Source organism: Streptomyces sp. NPDC054932 (assembly GCF_053610205.1).
Map to the genome: position 1 here is coordinate 1 of NZ_JBSGXU010000015.1, position 14,729 is coordinate 14,729.

At 73.5% G+C, this 14,729-nt stretch carries 14 protein-coding genes; 10 read left to right on the top strand and 4 right to left on the bottom strand.

Annotation, left to right across the window (positions count from 1 at the left end; translation table 11 throughout):
* The 5 genes from ACWGE1_RS06585 to ACWGE1_RS06605 all read left to right on the top strand — a co-directional run.
* Positions 1-1,568: Kae1-like domain-containing protein (locus ACWGE1_RS06585; protein WP_453419440.1), on the top strand; the 1,568-nt coding region annotated here is incomplete at its 5' end.
* Positions 1,569-1,593: 25 nt separating this feature from the next.
* Positions 1,594-1,950 carry a HypC/HybG/HupF family hydrogenase formation chaperone gene (locus ACWGE1_RS06590; protein ID WP_453419441.1) on the top strand — a complete coding sequence of 119 codons (357 nt, stop codon included), beginning with the start codon at positions 1,594-1,596 and terminating at the stop codon, positions 1,948-1,950.
* Entirely contained in the window at positions 1,947-3,098 is a 1,152-nt protein-coding gene (hypD, locus tag ACWGE1_RS06595) for a hydrogenase formation protein HypD (protein ID WP_453419442.1), read from the top strand. Before ACWGE1_RS06590 ends, hypD begins: the two co-directional genes overlap by 4 nt.
* Positions 3,091-4,152: a hydrogenase expression/formation protein HypE gene (gene hypE / locus ACWGE1_RS06600; RefSeq protein ID WP_453419443.1), complete on the top strand. Its 1,062-nt coding sequence runs from the start codon at positions 3,091-3,093 to the stop codon at positions 4,150-4,152. The genes hypD and hypE overlap by 8 nt, the downstream gene beginning before the upstream one ends.
* Before the next feature lie 464 nt (positions 4,153-4,616).
* Positions 4,617-4,769 (top strand): hypothetical protein, encoded by a 153-nt coding sequence (locus ACWGE1_RS06605; RefSeq protein ID WP_453419444.1) that lies wholly within the window; start codon positions 4,617-4,619, stop codon positions 4,767-4,769.
* A gap of 6 nt (positions 4,770-4,775) precedes the next feature.
* Here ACWGE1_RS06605 and ACWGE1_RS06610 read toward each other — a convergent pair whose 3' ends face one another.
* Both ACWGE1_RS06610 and ACWGE1_RS06615 read right to left on the bottom strand, forming a co-directional pair.
* Positions 4,776-6,032 (bottom strand): cation:proton antiporter, encoded by a 1,257-nt coding sequence (locus ACWGE1_RS06610; RefSeq protein ID WP_453419445.1) that lies wholly within the window; start codon positions 6,030-6,032, stop codon positions 4,776-4,778.
* A 6-nt stretch (positions 6,033-6,038) separates the two neighbouring features.
* Positions 6,039-6,509: a cation:proton antiporter regulatory subunit gene (locus ACWGE1_RS06615; protein ID WP_453419446.1), complete on the bottom strand. Its 471-nt coding sequence runs from the start codon at positions 6,507-6,509 to the stop codon at positions 6,039-6,041.
* Between the two features lie 290 nt (positions 6,510-6,799).
* Between ACWGE1_RS06615 and ACWGE1_RS06620 the strand changes: the two genes are divergently transcribed.
* The 5 genes from ACWGE1_RS06620 (at position 6,800) to ACWGE1_RS06640 (ending at position 11,787) form a co-directional block, all read left to right on the top strand.
* Positions 6,800-7,807, top strand: a complete 1,008-nt coding sequence (locus tag ACWGE1_RS06620; RefSeq protein WP_453419447.1) for a HAMP domain-containing sensor histidine kinase — start codon at positions 6,800-6,802, stop codon at positions 7,805-7,807.
* On the top strand, positions 7,804-8,469 hold the full coding sequence (locus ACWGE1_RS06625; RefSeq protein ID WP_453419448.1) for a response regulator: 666 nt from the start codon (positions 7,804-7,806) through the stop codon (positions 8,467-8,469). Before ACWGE1_RS06620 ends, ACWGE1_RS06625 begins: the two co-directional genes overlap by 4 nt.
* A 157-nt stretch (positions 8,470-8,626) precedes the next feature.
* Positions 8,627-9,514, top strand: coding sequence for a peptidoglycan DD-metalloendopeptidase family protein (locus tag ACWGE1_RS06630; protein ID WP_453419449.1), 888 nt, complete (start codon positions 8,627-8,629; stop codon positions 9,512-9,514).
* A 93-nt stretch (positions 9,515-9,607) separates the two neighbouring features.
* Entirely contained in the window at positions 9,608-10,411 is an 804-nt protein-coding gene (locus ACWGE1_RS06635; RefSeq protein ID WP_453419450.1) for an FHA domain-containing protein, read from the top strand.
* Positions 10,408-11,787 carry a serine/threonine-protein kinase gene (locus ACWGE1_RS06640; RefSeq protein ID WP_453419490.1) on the top strand — a complete coding sequence of 460 codons (1,380 nt, stop codon included), beginning with the start codon at positions 10,408-10,410 and terminating at the stop codon, positions 11,785-11,787. The genes ACWGE1_RS06635 and ACWGE1_RS06640 overlap by 4 nt, the downstream gene beginning before the upstream one ends.
* A 111-nt stretch (positions 11,788-11,898) precedes the next feature.
* On the opposite strand, the gene ACWGE1_RS06645 is transcribed toward ACWGE1_RS06640, so the two are convergent.
* The gene (locus tag ACWGE1_RS06645) at positions 11,899-13,734 is read right to left on the bottom strand and encodes a sacsin N-terminal ATP-binding-like domain-containing protein (protein ID WP_453419451.1); all 1,836 of its coding nucleotides are present in this window, start codon (positions 13,732-13,734) and stop codon (positions 11,899-11,901) included.
* Positions 13,731-14,621 (bottom strand): hypothetical protein, encoded by an 891-nt coding sequence (locus ACWGE1_RS06650; RefSeq protein ID WP_453419452.1) that lies wholly within the window; start codon positions 14,619-14,621, stop codon positions 13,731-13,733. Before ACWGE1_RS06650 ends, ACWGE1_RS06645 begins: the two co-directional genes overlap by 4 nt.
* Between the last annotated feature and the right edge of the window lie 108 nt (positions 14,622-14,729).

Below are 14,729 nucleotides of genomic sequence, written 5' to 3' on the forward strand. Positions count from 1 at the left end.
GGTTCGCGCACGTGGGACCCGTGGAGGGGGAACTCCACCCGGGCGGCGTACGCCCCATCGTGCTGCTCCGCCGCCGCGCGGGGGCGGCGGCGGAGCGGCACGCCCCGGCGGACGCGGTCGCCCCGGGCTGTCCCGACCTCGGCGTGATGCTCCCGTACACCCCCGTCCACCACCTGCTGCTCGGCCTCCCGGGAGATCCCCCGGGCCCCCGGATGCTCGTCATGACCAGCGGGAACCTCGCGGGGGAGCCCATCGTCACCGACGACGACGAGGCCCTGGACCGGCTCGCGGCCCTGGCCGACGCCTGGCTCACGCACGACCGGCCCATCCACGTGCCGTGCGACGACTCCGTGGTGCGGGTGTGCGACGGCGAGACCTTGACCGTACGGCGCTCGCGCGGGTACGCCCCGTTGCCCCTGGCCCTTCCCGTGCCGGTCCCCGCGACCCTCGCCGCGGGCGGGGACCTGAAGAACGCCTTCTGCCTCGGCGAAGGGCGCCGGGCCTGGCTGTCCGCCCACATCGGCGACATGGACGACCTCGCCACCCAGTACGCCCTCGAACGGGCCGAGCAGCAGCTGGAGTCCATCACCGGCGTCACCCCCGTGCGCCTCGCCGCCGACCGGCACCCCGGCTACCGCTCCGCCCGGTGGGCCCTGCGCGCCGCGGGCACCCGTCCCCTCGTCCGGGTCCAGCACCACCACGCCCACATCGCCTCCGCCATGGCCGAGCACGGGCTGGACGGCGGCCGCCCGGTGATCGGCGTGGCCTTCGACGGCACCGGCTACGGCGACGACGGCGCCGTATGGGGCGGCGAGGTCCTCCTCGCCGACTACGCGGGGTACACCCGCTTCGCCCACCTCGCGTACGTCCCGCTGCCGGGCGGCGACGCGGCCGTGCACCGGCCGTACCGCATGGCGCTGTCCCATCTGCGGGCCGCGGGCATCGGCCGGACCCCGGACCTGCCCTGTACGGCAGCCTGCCCTGCGGACGAACTCCAGGTTCTGGAGCGGCAGTTGGAACGCGGCCTGAACTGCGTCCCGACCTCCAGCATGGGCCGTCTCTTCGATGCCGTCTCCTCCCTGATCGGCATCTGCCACCGGGCCGGCTACGAGGCGCAGGCCGCGATCGAACTGGAGGGCGCGGCCCTCGGCGCACACCCGGCGGGCCCCGGATCCGGCCCGGACCACCCCGGACCCGGCTACGCCTTCGGCCTGCGCGTGCCGCCCGACCCGGACGGCGGGCCGGTCACCGCCGATCCCGCGCCCGTACTGGCGGCCGTGGTGGCCGACCTCCGGGCCGGCACCGCACCGGCGCTGATCGCGGCCCGCTTCCACGCCTCCGTCGCCGCCCTCGTCGTCGCGCTCTGCGACCTCGCGCGCGGCCGCCACGGCCTGGACACCGTCGCCCTGACCGGCGGGGTCTTCGCCAACACCCTGCTCTCCTCGGCGTGTGCCCGGATGCTGCGCGCGTCCGGGTTCAACGTCCTGCGGCACGGCCGGGTCCCCCCGAACGACGGCGGGCTGTCCCTCGGCCAGCTCATGGTGGCCGCCGCCCACGACACCCCCTGACACCACCCACAGCAAGGAGAAGCCCATGTGCCTGGCGGTGCCCGGCAGAGTGCTCGACATCGGGGAGAAGGACGGCACCCGCATGGCCACCGTCGACTTCGGCGGTGTGCAGAAGGAGGTGTGCCTGGAATACCTGCCGGACCTGCAGGTGGGCGAGTACGCCATCGTCCACGTGGGTTTCGCCCTCCAGCGCCTCGACGAGGAGTCGGCCAAGCAGACGCTCGAACTCTTCGCCCAGCTCGGCATGTTGCAGGAGGAGTTCGGCGACCCGTGGGAGCAGGCGGCCGCGGCCGGTGGCGACCCCTGGCCCTTCGCCGACGAACCCGAACCCCGGCCCGGGGCCGCCGCCCTGGCCGCACCCCAGGAGGAAGGCCGGCCGTGAAGTACATCGAGGAGTTCCAGGACCCCGCTCTCGCCCGCCGGCTGCTCGACGACATCCATGCCACCGTCACCCGCCCCTGGGCCCTGATGGAGGTCTGCGGCGGCCAGACGCACACGATCATCCGGCACGGCATCGACCAACTGCTCCCGGAACAGGTGGAGCTGATCCACGGTCCGGGATGCCCGGTGTGCGTCACCCCGCTGGAGGTCATCGACAAGGCGCTGGAGATCGCCTCCCGCCCCGATGTGATCTTCTGCTCCTTCGGGGACATGCTGCGGGTGCCGGGAACCGGCCGCGACCTGTTCCAGGTGCGCAGCGAGGGCGGCGACGTACGCGTCGTCTACTCCCCGCTCGACGCCCTGCGGATCGCCCAGGAGAACCCGCAGCGCCAGGTGGTCTTCTTCGGCATCGGCTTCGAGACCACGGCGCCGCCCAATGCCATGACGGTCCACCAGGCGAAGAGGCTCGGCATCCCCAACTTCAGCCTGCTGGTCTCCCACGTCCGGGTCCCCCCGGCGATCGAGGCGATCATGCAGTCGCCGAGCTGCCGGGTGCAGGGCTTCCTCGCCGCCGGGCACGTGTGCAGCGTGATGGGCGTGCGCGAGTACCCCGAACTGGCCGCGCGCCACCGGGTACCGATCGTGGTGACGGGCTTCGAGCCGCTGGACATCCTGGAGGGGGTGCGCCGGGCGGTGCGGCAGCTGGAGCGCGGCGAGCACACGGTCGACAACGCCTACGCGCGGGCGGTGCGCCCCGAGGGCAACCCGGCCGCCCTCGCCATGCTGGAGGACGTCTTCGAGGTCACCGACCGGGCCTGGCGGGGCATCGGGGTCATCCCCGACAGCGGCTGGCGGCTGTCGGAGCGCTACCGGGACTTCGACGCCGAACACCGCTTCTCGGTCACGGGCATCAACACCCGGGAGCCGGCCGAGTGCCGCAGCGGCGAGGTGCTCCAGGGGCTGCTGAAACCGCACGAGTGCGAGGCCTTCGGCACGCTGTGCACCCCGCGCAGCCCGCTCGGCGCCACGATGGTCTCCAGCGAGGGGGCCTGCGCCGCGTACTACCTCTACCGGCGGCTGGAGCTGGGGACCGTGCCCGCAGCCCCGTCCGCCCCGACCGCCCCGCTGGAGGCGAGCCCCGTTGTCTGACACCGCACTCGACATCACGGGCTGGACCTGCCCGGCCCCGCTGCGGGACCGTCCCCGCGTGGTGATGGGGCACGGCGGCGGGGGCGCGCTCTCCGCCGAACTGGTCCAGCACCTCTTCGCCCCGGCGTTCGGCGGCGAAGTGCTGGCCCAGCTCGGGGACTCCGCGGCGCTCACCCTGGGCGGGGTCCGGCTGGCGTTCTCCACCGACTCGTACGTGGTGCGACCGCTGTTCTTCCCCGGTGGCGGCATCGGTGACCTCGCGGTCAACGGCACGGTCAACGACCTGGCGATGAGCGGTGCCCGGGCGGCGTACCTGTCCTGCGGGTTCATCCTGGAGGAGGGCGTCGAGATGTCGGTCGTGGCGCGCGTCGCCGAGGCCATGGGCGCGGCCGCGCGGGCCGCGGGCGTGGAGGTGGCGACCGGCGACACCAAGGTCGTGGAAGCGGGCCACGGGGACGGCATCTACATCAACACCGCGGGCATCGGGATCATCCCCGACGGGGTGGACCTGCGCCCGCAACGGGTCGTACCCGGTGACGTCGTCATCGTCAGCGGCGAGATCGGACTCCACGGGGTCGCGATCATGAGCGTCCGCGAGGGTCTGGAGTTCGGGGTCGACATCCAGAGCGACTGTGCGGCCCTGGGCGGCCTCGTGCAGAGCATGCTCGCGGTCACCCCGGACCTCCACGTGCTGCGCGACCCCACCCGGGGCGGCCTGGCGGCCTCCCTGAACGAGATCGCGGCCGCCTCGGGCACCGGTGTCGTGATCCACGAGGGCCGCGTCCCGGTCCCCGCGGCCGTCGCGAACGCCTGCGCGATCCTCGGCCTCGACCCGCTGTACGTGGCCAATGAGGGAAAGCTGGTCGCCTTCGTGCCCCGCGAGCACGCCGATGCCGTCCTCGACGCCATGCGCGCCCATCCGCTGGGCCGCCACGCGGCCGTGATCGGCGAGGCCGTGGACGCCCACCCGGGGCTGGTCGTGGCCCGCACCGCCCTCGGCGGGACCCGCGTGGTCGACCTGCCGATCGGGGAGCAGCTGCCGCGCATCTGCTGACCGCGGTGCACAAGATGGGTGCCGGCCCCGATGTGCGGGGCCGGCGGGCCGGGTGATGCTGAGGGTGTCCGCGAAGCCCCTCCCGGCCACCTCCCGCAGGCGCCCCCGGGCCCTCGGCGCCCCGCGCGCCGGCCGCTGCGCGGGCTCGCCCGGACGATGAACACCCCCATGTCCCGAGGGCGTCGACGTGGAGCGGCCCGCGCCCGCGGCGGGGAGCCCGCTCCCGCTCCGTCGCCCGGTCGACGGAAAGGAGCGGGGTCATGCCGCGAATGCCGCGATCCGACGATGCTGGGGGGTGTCTTGTCGATCGGGCCGGATCAGGGAGCGGTGCCGGGCGCCGCGAGCCCGGCCTGACCGGCAAGACACGACCTAGGGCCGACCGCCCCGGCCGGAACCCCCGCGCAGGGCGCCCGCGGACCCCGCGGTCGCCCCGGCCGTACCGGCGGGCCGGTGCCTGGCTGGCCGTGCTCCTGGGGGTCTGGGGTGCGGTGGCCGGGGTCACGCTTCCCAACGGGCTCGTGCTGGCGGCCGGGCTGGTCGTGGCCGCGCTGGCGGTGAACCGGCTGGGTGCGGAGCCCCGTACGGCCCACCGGTCCAAAACCGCGGCCCCGCCCTGACACTCCCTAGGGGCGCCCGGCGGGGTCCTGGTCGGCGGCGGTCTCCGCTGCGGCCTCCGGGGACTTCGCGGGGGAGGGTACGGCGGCGAGCAGCGGAGGGCGCACGGCGCGGCGCCCCCTGCACCACGCGGCCACGGGCTCGGTGTACCGGGCGGTGAGCGGCCCGATCACCACGAGGATGAGCACGTAGGCGGTGGCCAGCGGCCCGAGGGCGGGTTCGATGCCCGCGGTGACGGCGAGACCCGCGATGACGATGGAGAACTCGCCGCGGGCGACGAGGGTGCCGCCGGCCCGCCAGCGGCCCTTGACCCCGACTCCGGCCCGCTTCGCGGCCCAGTACCCGGTGGCGATCTTCGTGCCCGCGGTGACCAGGGCCAGCGCGAGCGCGGGCAGCAGGACGGGCGGGATGCTGGCCGGGTCGGTGTGCAGGCCGAAGAAGACGAAGAACACCGCGGCGAACAGGTCCCGCAGGGGGCTGAGCAGGGTGTGCGTGCCCTCGGCCACCTCGCCGGACAGGGCGATGCCGACGAGGAACGCGCCGACCGCGGCGGAGACCTGCAGCTGCTGGGCGATGCCGGCGACGAGCAGGGTCAGACCGAGGACCACGAGGAGCAGCTTCTCCGGGTCGTCGCTGGAGACGAACCGCGAGATGAGACGGCCGTAGCGGACGGCCACGAACAGCACCGCGCCCGCCACACCGAGGGCGATCGCCAGCGTCAGACTGCCCGCCGCGAGACCGACCCCGGCCAGCAGCGCTGTGATGATCGGCAGGTAGACGGCCATGGCCAGGTCCTCCAGGACCAGGACGCTGAGGATGACCGGGGTCTCGCGGTTGCCGAGCCGCCCGAGGTCACCCATCACCTTGGCGATGACGCCGGAGGAGGAGATCCAGGTGACCCCCGCCAGGACCACGGCGGCCACCGGACCCCAGCCCATCAGCAGCGCGGCGACCGCGCCGGGCACGGCGTTGAGCGCGAAGTCCACCAGCCCGGCCGGGTACTGGGTCTTGAGGTTGGAGACCAGATCGGTGGCCGTGTACTCCAGGCCCAGCATCAGCAGCAGCAGGATGACGCCGATCTCGGCGCCGATCGCCACGAACTCCTCGCTCGCGCCCATGGGCAGCAGACCGCCCGTGCCGAAGGCGAGACCGGCCAGCAGGTACAGCGGTATCGGCGAGAAGCGGAAGCGGCCGGCGAGCCTGCCCAGCAGGCCCAGGCCCAGGATGATGGCACCGAACTCGATCAGGAAGACGGCGGAGTGCACAGGCGATCACTCCCGTCCGAGTATGGAAGCGGCCGCGTCGACGCCCTCGCGGGTGCCGATCACGATGAGCGTGTCCCCGCCCGCGAGGCGGAAGTCGGGCGCGGGCGAGGGCCGGGCCTCGGCCCGGCGCAGGACCGCCACGATCGAGACACCGGTCTCCGTCCGCATCCGGGTCTCGCCCAGCAGCCGGCCGTTCCAGTGCGAGTGCGCGGACAGCTCGATGCGCTCGGCGACCAGCCCGAGGTCGGTGGTGTGCAGCAGATTGGGGCTGTGGTGCGCCGGCATCAGCGCGTCGATCAGCGAGGTGGTCTCCGCCCCGGTCAGGTGCAGGGACTGCGCACACGCGTCGGGATCGTCCGCGCGGTAGACGTTCACCGTGCGGGTCCCGTCGCGGTGGGCGATCACCGACAGGTGGCGGTGCTCGCGGGTGGTGAGGTCGTACTGGACCCCGATGCCGGGCAGTGGCGTGGTGCTCATCCGTGGAGCAGGCACAGCTCTGTCCCCCCTTGCTTCGTGTTCGGCCGTGGTGCGGCGCAGCCTGGCGGAAGCAGGGTTCCGGATGCTGCGCGGGCTCATGGTGCCACTTCGCGCAGGGCACGGGATATGGGTGTCGGCACGGATGGACAAGGCCCCCGGCGGACGACAGGCTGAGGCGGGGACATGGATCCCGCCGCAGGTCACCGCAGGTGCGGGGCAGCTTCGGCAGGGATAGTGGAAGCAAGCGGTCCGCCGGAGCGGCGGACACCGGAGCGAGGGGAGAGACGACCGTGTCGCTGTACTGGCGGATCTTCCTGCTCAACGCGGCCGTCCTCGTCACGGCGGTCCTGCTGCTGCTCGGTCCGGTCACCGTCTCCACCCCGGTCCTCTTCGGCGAGGCCGTGGTGCTGCTCGCCGGACTGACGGCCATGCTGATCGCCAACGCCGTCCTGCTGCGCATCGGGCTGGCGCCGCTCGGCCGGCTGACCCGGGCGATGAGCGGGGTCGACCTGCTGCGCCCCGGCAGCCGGGCCCGGGTGGAGGGTCCCGGTGAAGTGGCCGAGCTGACGACCTCCTTCAACGCCATGCTGGGCCGGCTGGAGGCCGAGCGGGCCGGCAGCAGCGCCCGCGCCCTGTCCGCGCAGGAGGCCGAACGCCGACGCATCGCCCAGGAGCTCCACGACGAGGTGGGCCAGACCCTCACCGCGGTCCTGCTCCAGCTCAAGCACGTCGCCGACCGGGCTCCGGCCCCCCTGAAGGAGGAGCTCCACCAGGTGCAGGAGACGACCCGGACCAGCCTCGACGAGATCCGGCGCGTCGCCCGGCGGCTGCGCCCGGGAGTACTGGAGGAGCTCGGGCTGCACAGCGCCCTGCGCGCGCTGACGGCCGAGTTCACCAGCGGTTCGCTGACCGTGCGGCACGTGATCGCCCCCGGCGTCCCCCGACTGGACGAAGCGGCCGAACTCGTCGTCTACCGGGTCGCCCAGGAGGCCCTGACCAACGCCGCCCGGCACGCGGGCGCGAGCTCCGTCGAGGTGCACCTGGCGGGCAGGCCCGGCGGTGCGGTACGGCTGCTGGTACGGGACGACGGCAAGGGGATCGGCCCGGCCGGTGAGGGCGCCGGGATCCAGGGCATGCGGGAACGGGCCCTGCTGATCGGCGCGGACCTCACCATCGGGGGCGGCCCGCAGGGCGGCACCGAGGTACGGCTGGACGTTCCTTCCGCCGCCGCGGCCGCCGCGACCGCTCCCGCCGACGCGGCCGCAACCGCCCGGGGCCACGGGGAGGGGAACCGTTGACCACCCCGGAACGGCCGCCGACCCGTGTCCTGCTCGCCGACGACCACGCCCTCGTACGGCGCGGGGTCAGGCTCATCCTCGACGCCGAACCGGACCTGACGGTGGTCGCCGAGGCCGGGGACGGCGCCGAGGCCGTCGCCCTGGCCCGCGGCGGAGAGGTGGACCTCGCCGTCCTCGACGTGGCGATGCCCCGGATGACCGGGCTGCAGGCCGCGCGGGAACTCTCCCGGCTGCGGCCGGACCTGCGCATCCTCATCCTGACCATGTACGACAACGAGCAGTACTTCTTCGAGGCGCTCAAGGCGGGCGCGGCCGGCTACGTCCCCAAGTCGGTCGCCGACCGTGACCTCGTCGAGGCGTGCCGGGCGGCCATCCGGGACGAGCCGTTCATCTATCCCGGCGCGGAGACCACCCTCATCCGCAACTACCTCGACCGGGCCCGCCAGGGCGATCCGCTGCCCGCCCGGGCGATCACCGAGCGCGAGGAGGAGATCCTCAAGCTCGTCGCGGAGGGCCACTCCTCGAAGGAGATCGGCGACCTCCTCGTCATCAGCGCCAAGACCGTCGAGCGCCACCGCGCCAACCTGCTCCAGAAGCTGGGCATGCGCGACCGTCTGGAACTGACCCGGTACGCGATCCGGGTGGGCCTGATCGAGCCCTAGGGCCCGGCCTGATCGGCAGGACGGGCCCTAGGAATAGCACGCCGCTGCCCGCACCCCGTCCTCGTAGCTGCGAGGTGGTGCGATCCGGCCGGTGCCCCCGACCATGACGCCGGGCCGCCCGTCCGGGCGCCGTCCACAGGGGCCGGGAGGGGAAGACGTGCTGCGGTACTTGAGCAGGCTGCGGGCAGTGGTGCTGATGTGTGTGGCGGGACTGGCGCTGGCGGGTACGCCGGCGTCCGCCTCGGTCGCGGCCTCCGCCCCCGCCGGTCAGGGGGCGGCCGCCGCCGCGAAGCCGCTGTTCCAGCTGCCCTTCCCGTGCGGGACCGCCTGGCAGCTGAACACCTGGGGCCACAACCCGGCGCTGGACCTCGTCGTGGAGGGCAACACCGGATCCGACGGACTGCCCGTCCTGCCGTCCGCCGCCGGCACGGTGTCCGCCACGTACTGGACCAACGGCTCGGGCAACACCATCCAGGTCAGCCACGGCAACGGATGGTTCACGGCGTACTACCACCTGAAGGACGACCCGGCGAGGTACGTCAAGAAGGGCGACGCCGTCCAGCCGTCCACGCAGATCGGCCGCATCGGCACCACGGGCGCCTCGGAGTGGTCCCACCTGCACTACGAGCAGCGTTACCTGGCCTCCGGCGACTTCACGGACGAGACCCACCGCGTGCCCGCCCACTTCGACGGGGTCGAGTACTCGGGCACCGCGAAGGAATGGCCGAGCGTCACCAGCCGCAACTGCACCGGCACACCGGCCCCCGCCTGGCAGGACTGCCCGCCCGGCAACGTCTGCTTCTACTCGGGGGCCGACGGCACCGGCACCGTCTGCCGCTCCGCCGACGACGACCCCCGGAGCACGTGCGGGCTGCGCAGGTCCTTCTTCAACAACGGTACGACGCAGCCGGGTTACGACCACGTGCAGGTGTACTTCCGGGAGGGCGGCAGCGCCTGTCTGCACCGCGGCTGGGACGAGGGACGCGGAAACCTTCCCGCGGGCGGCCGGACCATCGACCGGTTCGAGTGGCGCGGCGAGTGCTGAGCCGGGACACCGTTCGCCGGGACGTGCCATCGTTGCCGGAACGATTGATTCCACTGGCTAACCTTCCCCTGCACCATCGGGGAAGGAAGCAGCGTGGACAGCATCATCGTCGTTCCGGGGCCCACCATGTCCCCGGCCGCACAGATCCGCCTGGCACCGGGGCAGACCCTCCGGTTCGGCCGCGGACCCGCCGACAGCGGCGGAAGCAGCAACACCGTGCAGATTCAGCACACCCGGAACACTCCGCACGCCCCGCACATGCTGTACGTCCCGCACGCCGGCGTCTCGCGCTCCGCGGGGGAGATCACCGCCACCGGCACGTACTGGTCGCTGAGCAACTTCTCCCGCTCGGCGACGTACGTGGTCGAGAACCCCGAGGGCGCCGGCGAGCACATCAAGATCGGCCCCGGCCGGCTGGAGGCACCGGTCCCGTTCGAGTTCGCCCGGATCGTCCTGCCCGCCGGCTCCGAACTGCTCACCCTGGACGTCTGGGCGCCGCGCCACGACTACGCCGACCGGGACGAGCCCGGCGAGCTCGCCGGGGAGCCGACCGTACTCGCCTTCCCGCTCGACCGTTCCAGCCGCTACTTCCTGGTCCTCACCGCGCTCTGCGAGCCGCGGCTGCGCGGCGAACCGCACGCGCCCCTGCCCACCGTCGAGCAGGTGGTCGAACGGCTCAAGCCGTCCTGGCCCGCCGCCAACCGCGCCGCCGTGCAGTGGAACATCGACTACCTCGCGGTCAAACTGCGCCTCAAGCCCGGCCCCGACACGGCGGAACCGGGGCCGCGGCTGGTCGGCAAGAAGGAGACCCTGGTCTCGCTGGCCCTGCGCTTCGACCTCGTTCGCGAGCAGGACCTGGCGGCCCTCCCGGCCGCCCCGACCGGTACCGGCCGCTGACCGGCCGGGCCGGGTACCCCGGCGCCCTCACGGTCCCGGACGGCTACCGGATCGGCCCCTGGATCGTCGGGCACCCGCTGGGAGCCGGCGCCTTCGGCAGCGTGTACGCGGCCCGGCGCGCATTACCCGAGCCGGGCCTGCCCGGCCGTGCCGCGCTCAAGGTCCTGCCGACCGGCACCCGCACCCCGCGCCAGCTGCGCCACCTGAGCGAGCTCGCCGACCGCGAGACCGAGGTGCTGCGCCGGGTCCGCACCCCCCGGCTGATCCGGCTGTACGAGGTGCTCACGATCGACGACCCCGCCCGGCCCGAACTCGACGGCGCCACCGTGCTCGTCCTGGAGGAGGCGGCGGGCTCCCTGGACACCCTGCTCGCCGACGGAGTGCCGCCGGCCGGTCCCGCCCTCCTCGCCCAGGTCTGCGAGGGCCTCGACCAACTCCACCGGGCGGGCTGGGTGCACGGCGACCTCAAGCCGGGGAACGTCCTGCTGATGGCGGACGGCTCGGCGCGGCTGGGCGACTTCAACATGGCCGCGGAGCTGGACGGCACGCACGCCTACTCACCGGCCTTCGCCACCCCCGACTACACCCCGCCCGACCTGCTCTGGGCGGAGGTCGGCGAACGCGGGACGAAGGTCCGCCCGTCGGCCGACATCTGGGCCTTCGGCGTGCTGGCCCACGTCGTCCTGACCGGCTCGCTGCCGCTGCCCGGCGGCACGCCCGGCGCCCGCCGGGACGCGGCGCTGCGCTACGCCCGGGGCGAGGAGGAACTGCGCCTGTCGCCGGAACTTCCGGAGCACTGGCGGGACATCGTCCGTGACTGCCTGGCCCGAAGACACGAGGACCGTGCCCCGCACACCGCGGCCTCTCTGCTGCGCCGGGTGCAGGCCGCGGCCGCCGGCCGGGCGCCCGCTCCCGGCAGCGCCCCGCCTGCACCGCGCGCTCCCGGGCCGCGGCGGCGCCGCCGCGTGCTGCTCGCGGCCGGGACGGCGGCGCTCGCGGGCCTGGGCGCCGCATGGGGCTCGGGCCTGCTCACCCTCGGGGGCTCCGCCGAGGCGGTGGGGTACGACCGGTGCCGGCGCGGGGCCGTCTGCTTCTTCTCCGAGGAGGACGGCCGGGGCGAGATGTGCGCCTGGGTCGACGGCGACGCCGACTGGATAGACGGCCCGGCCCCCTGCTCCTGGACAGCGCGCAGCGCGCCCCGCTCGGTCCACAACAACGGCTTCGACCTCACCGAGGGGGCCACCAAGGTCGATGTCCTCTACTACGCGCAGCCTGCCGAGCAGGAGCTGCTGGGCTGCGTGGAGGTGGGGACCAGGGGCAATCTGAGCGGGTCGCTCCGGCCGCCCCGCTCCCACGCCTGGGTCCGGAACTGCTGACGGACAGTGCCGTCCCGGAATGCGCCGCGGTCCAGGAAGGCGACACCCCCTGGGGGCCGACACCCGCACGGCCACCCGCCCGGGACGCACCCGACGGGAAGCCGGGCGGGTCTATTCGACGACCCGGGCGAAGCGGGCCCAGTCCGTGAACTCCCAGTCCCAGCGCCGGCAGACCCGTTCGCGGGGGAGGTCCTCGGAGGAGGGATCGAGGAGCAGGAGCTTGGCGTGCCGTCCGTCGCCGACCACCACGGCGAGCAGGTAGCCGCCCGGGGCCGTGAGCATCAGCGACATCTCGTTGTTCGTCATGGCGAACCGGGCATCGGGCCGGTCGACCTTCTTCACCTCGATCCGTACGGGCCGGGCCTCGGCGTCCGTCCCCTCCAGGTCGTAGCCGACGTTCTGGCCGCTGACGTCGCTCAGGTTCCAGCCGCGGCCGCCCAGGAACTCCATGGTGGCGACCTCGGCGGTGCGCCAGCGTTCCATGACGACGGGGAAGGAGCTTCCCGGCCCGGGGGTGTCGCCGGCACCCGTACGGGGCGCCGGCGCCGGGGCGGGGAGCGCGGCGGGTTTCGCGGCCGGGGTCCCGGAATCATCCGTCACGGCTTCCACGAGCTCTCGCTCCGCCGGGGCGAGGGTCCGGCCGTGGGTGCGCGCCAGTTCCCCGAAGTGCCGGCCCAGCCGGCCCCGGAGGGCCTCGGACAGCCCGGAGGCCCCGGGTCCGCTCACCACGCCGGTGAAATCGAGCGTGCGCAGCCCCAGTACGGCCTTCGCCGCCCTGGCGGCCGCCTGATTGCGCTGTGCGTACAGGGCGGCGGGCGCCCCGGCCGGGAACAGCACGGGCACGTCCTGCGGTTCGAGGGGCAGGCTCGAGTACGCGAAGGACGGGCGGCGCGCCGTCATCTCCTCCCGCAGCGCGGTGAGGAGGACGGTGGCCGCGGAAGTTCCCGCCGAGACCAGGAGGCTGCGGATGTCCTCGCCTTCGAGGAGCAGCTCCCACAGTCGCTCCGACACCGGGTCGCCCGGACTGCGCAGCCGGTCGGCGAGGGCCCGGGCCGCGTCGGCCAGGACCTGCCGCGTCGACGCGTCCGCGACCACGGCGTGGGTACGCGACGGGTCGGTGAGCAGGTCGCCCGACACCACGACCGGCAGTCCGACCTCGTCGTCGAGCGGGAGGAAGCAGGCGAGCCTTCCGCGGACGCCCGTCATCGCCAGGGCGCGCGCGTTGAGCGGAACGGCGACCGTCGCGGTGCCGTGCACCAGTACCCCGAACCGCGCGTCGCCCTCGTGCAGGCGCAGGACGACCTCGGACGGCCCGCGATCGACCTGGACGTGCCGGGTGCCGTGGGCCGACCGGGTCTCGATCCGTGTCACGTTGCGCAGGAACAGGGCGCTGACGGGGTCGATGGCGTCCAGCCCGCCGTCGGAGCCGGGACGGCAGGTGATGGTGAAGCCGGTGCCCTCGGTCCGGCCGCCGTCGCGGATGTCCGAGGGAATCCGGATCAGCGGCAGCGGGGCACCGGCGGGCTCGCCGAGGAGGGCCGCCGAGGCCGCCTTGTCGAAGGTGAAGGCAACGCCGGCCGAGCGGACCTCGATACGGGTGGCCAGGGCGGCCAGCGATTTGAAACCGATGCCGCGGTAGCCGATCGAGCCGCCCCCGCGGAGTTTGGTCGAGCTGGCGCTGCGGCACAGCGCTTCGACGTCGCCCGCGTGGAGGAGCCGTCCGTCGTTGCTCCAGGTGTAGCGGCCGTCGCCGAGGTCCTCCACGACGACGTTGACCGATCCGGCGTCGTCCGAGTTCTGGAGGAGCTCGTAGGGCACCCGGTTGCGATAGGTGTCCGCGAGGAGGTCCTCCATGCGGGCGATCTCACCGAACAGGCCGGGGGCCTGGGCATGTTCACGGACGAGGGTGTCCTGCAGGGCGAGCAGGTGGCGTGCCAGGTCGCTCACAGGTCGTCCGCATCCACGATCCGGACGAGGACGCGGGCGGGCGGCCCGGCGTACTCGTCGAGGTCGTCACCGGCGTCGGCGATCCACCGGGGCCTGCGGGCGGGCAGCTTGCCCGACTCGCCCACGGGGATGCTGCCGTAGAGACTGATCTCCCGCTTGCCGAGGAGGAAGCCCCCTTCCTCCAGGACCTCGACGACCAGTCCGGGCATGCTCACCTCGAAGGGGCACTCGTCCTCGAGCGTCGAGTCCTCGTCCCGCCAGTCGTCGGCGGCGAGGTGGGCGGCGAGCAGTTGGCCGGGAGTGCCGAAGTCGGCGGTGCCGGCGAGGTGCACCCGCAGCTGCGCGTCGTAGGTGTCGCGCAGGACGTGGGCGCTGCTCGTGGTGACCGTGAGCCGTACCCCGGCGTGCGTCGATTCGTCGATCACCTCGACCGGGAGCACGGAGAACTTCTTGGCGGGGAGGGCGAAGTCGGAGTCGATCTCCTCCACGTCGAGGGCGGTGATCCGGAGCGTGATCTCCTCGGGCGTGAGCGGCGTCTTGCACTCCCAGGAGCTGCTCTTCTCGGAGAAGCGCTGGGGACGCTTGGAGACCTTCTTCACCGTCTCCATCAACACCCGCTTGTAGCGGGGTGCGGTGGGAGAGCCCGTGCGGCCGACGGCGAGGAGGAGTGCGGGGGCGTAGTCGCCGCCGCTGAAGCGGTCGGACCAGTCCTCACCGAGGAACCGGGCCGTTCCGGAGAGCGCGATCTCCTGGAAGTGGTCCTTCTTGCCGTAGGTCGTGGTGACCAGGCGGGCTTCGATCTCGTCGATCTGCCAGCCCAGGAGGGACAACGACAATTCGTCGACCTCCAGCTCCAGCGGCTGCACCGTCTTGTTCTTGTCGCCCACTGCTCTGCCCGTCCTCCCCTGAAACCCACGTTCCGTGAACCGGACCAGGCCCGGCAGAGGGACAATAGCGCCTGGTCGGAGTCCCGGGCCTACGGGTACGGCCGCACC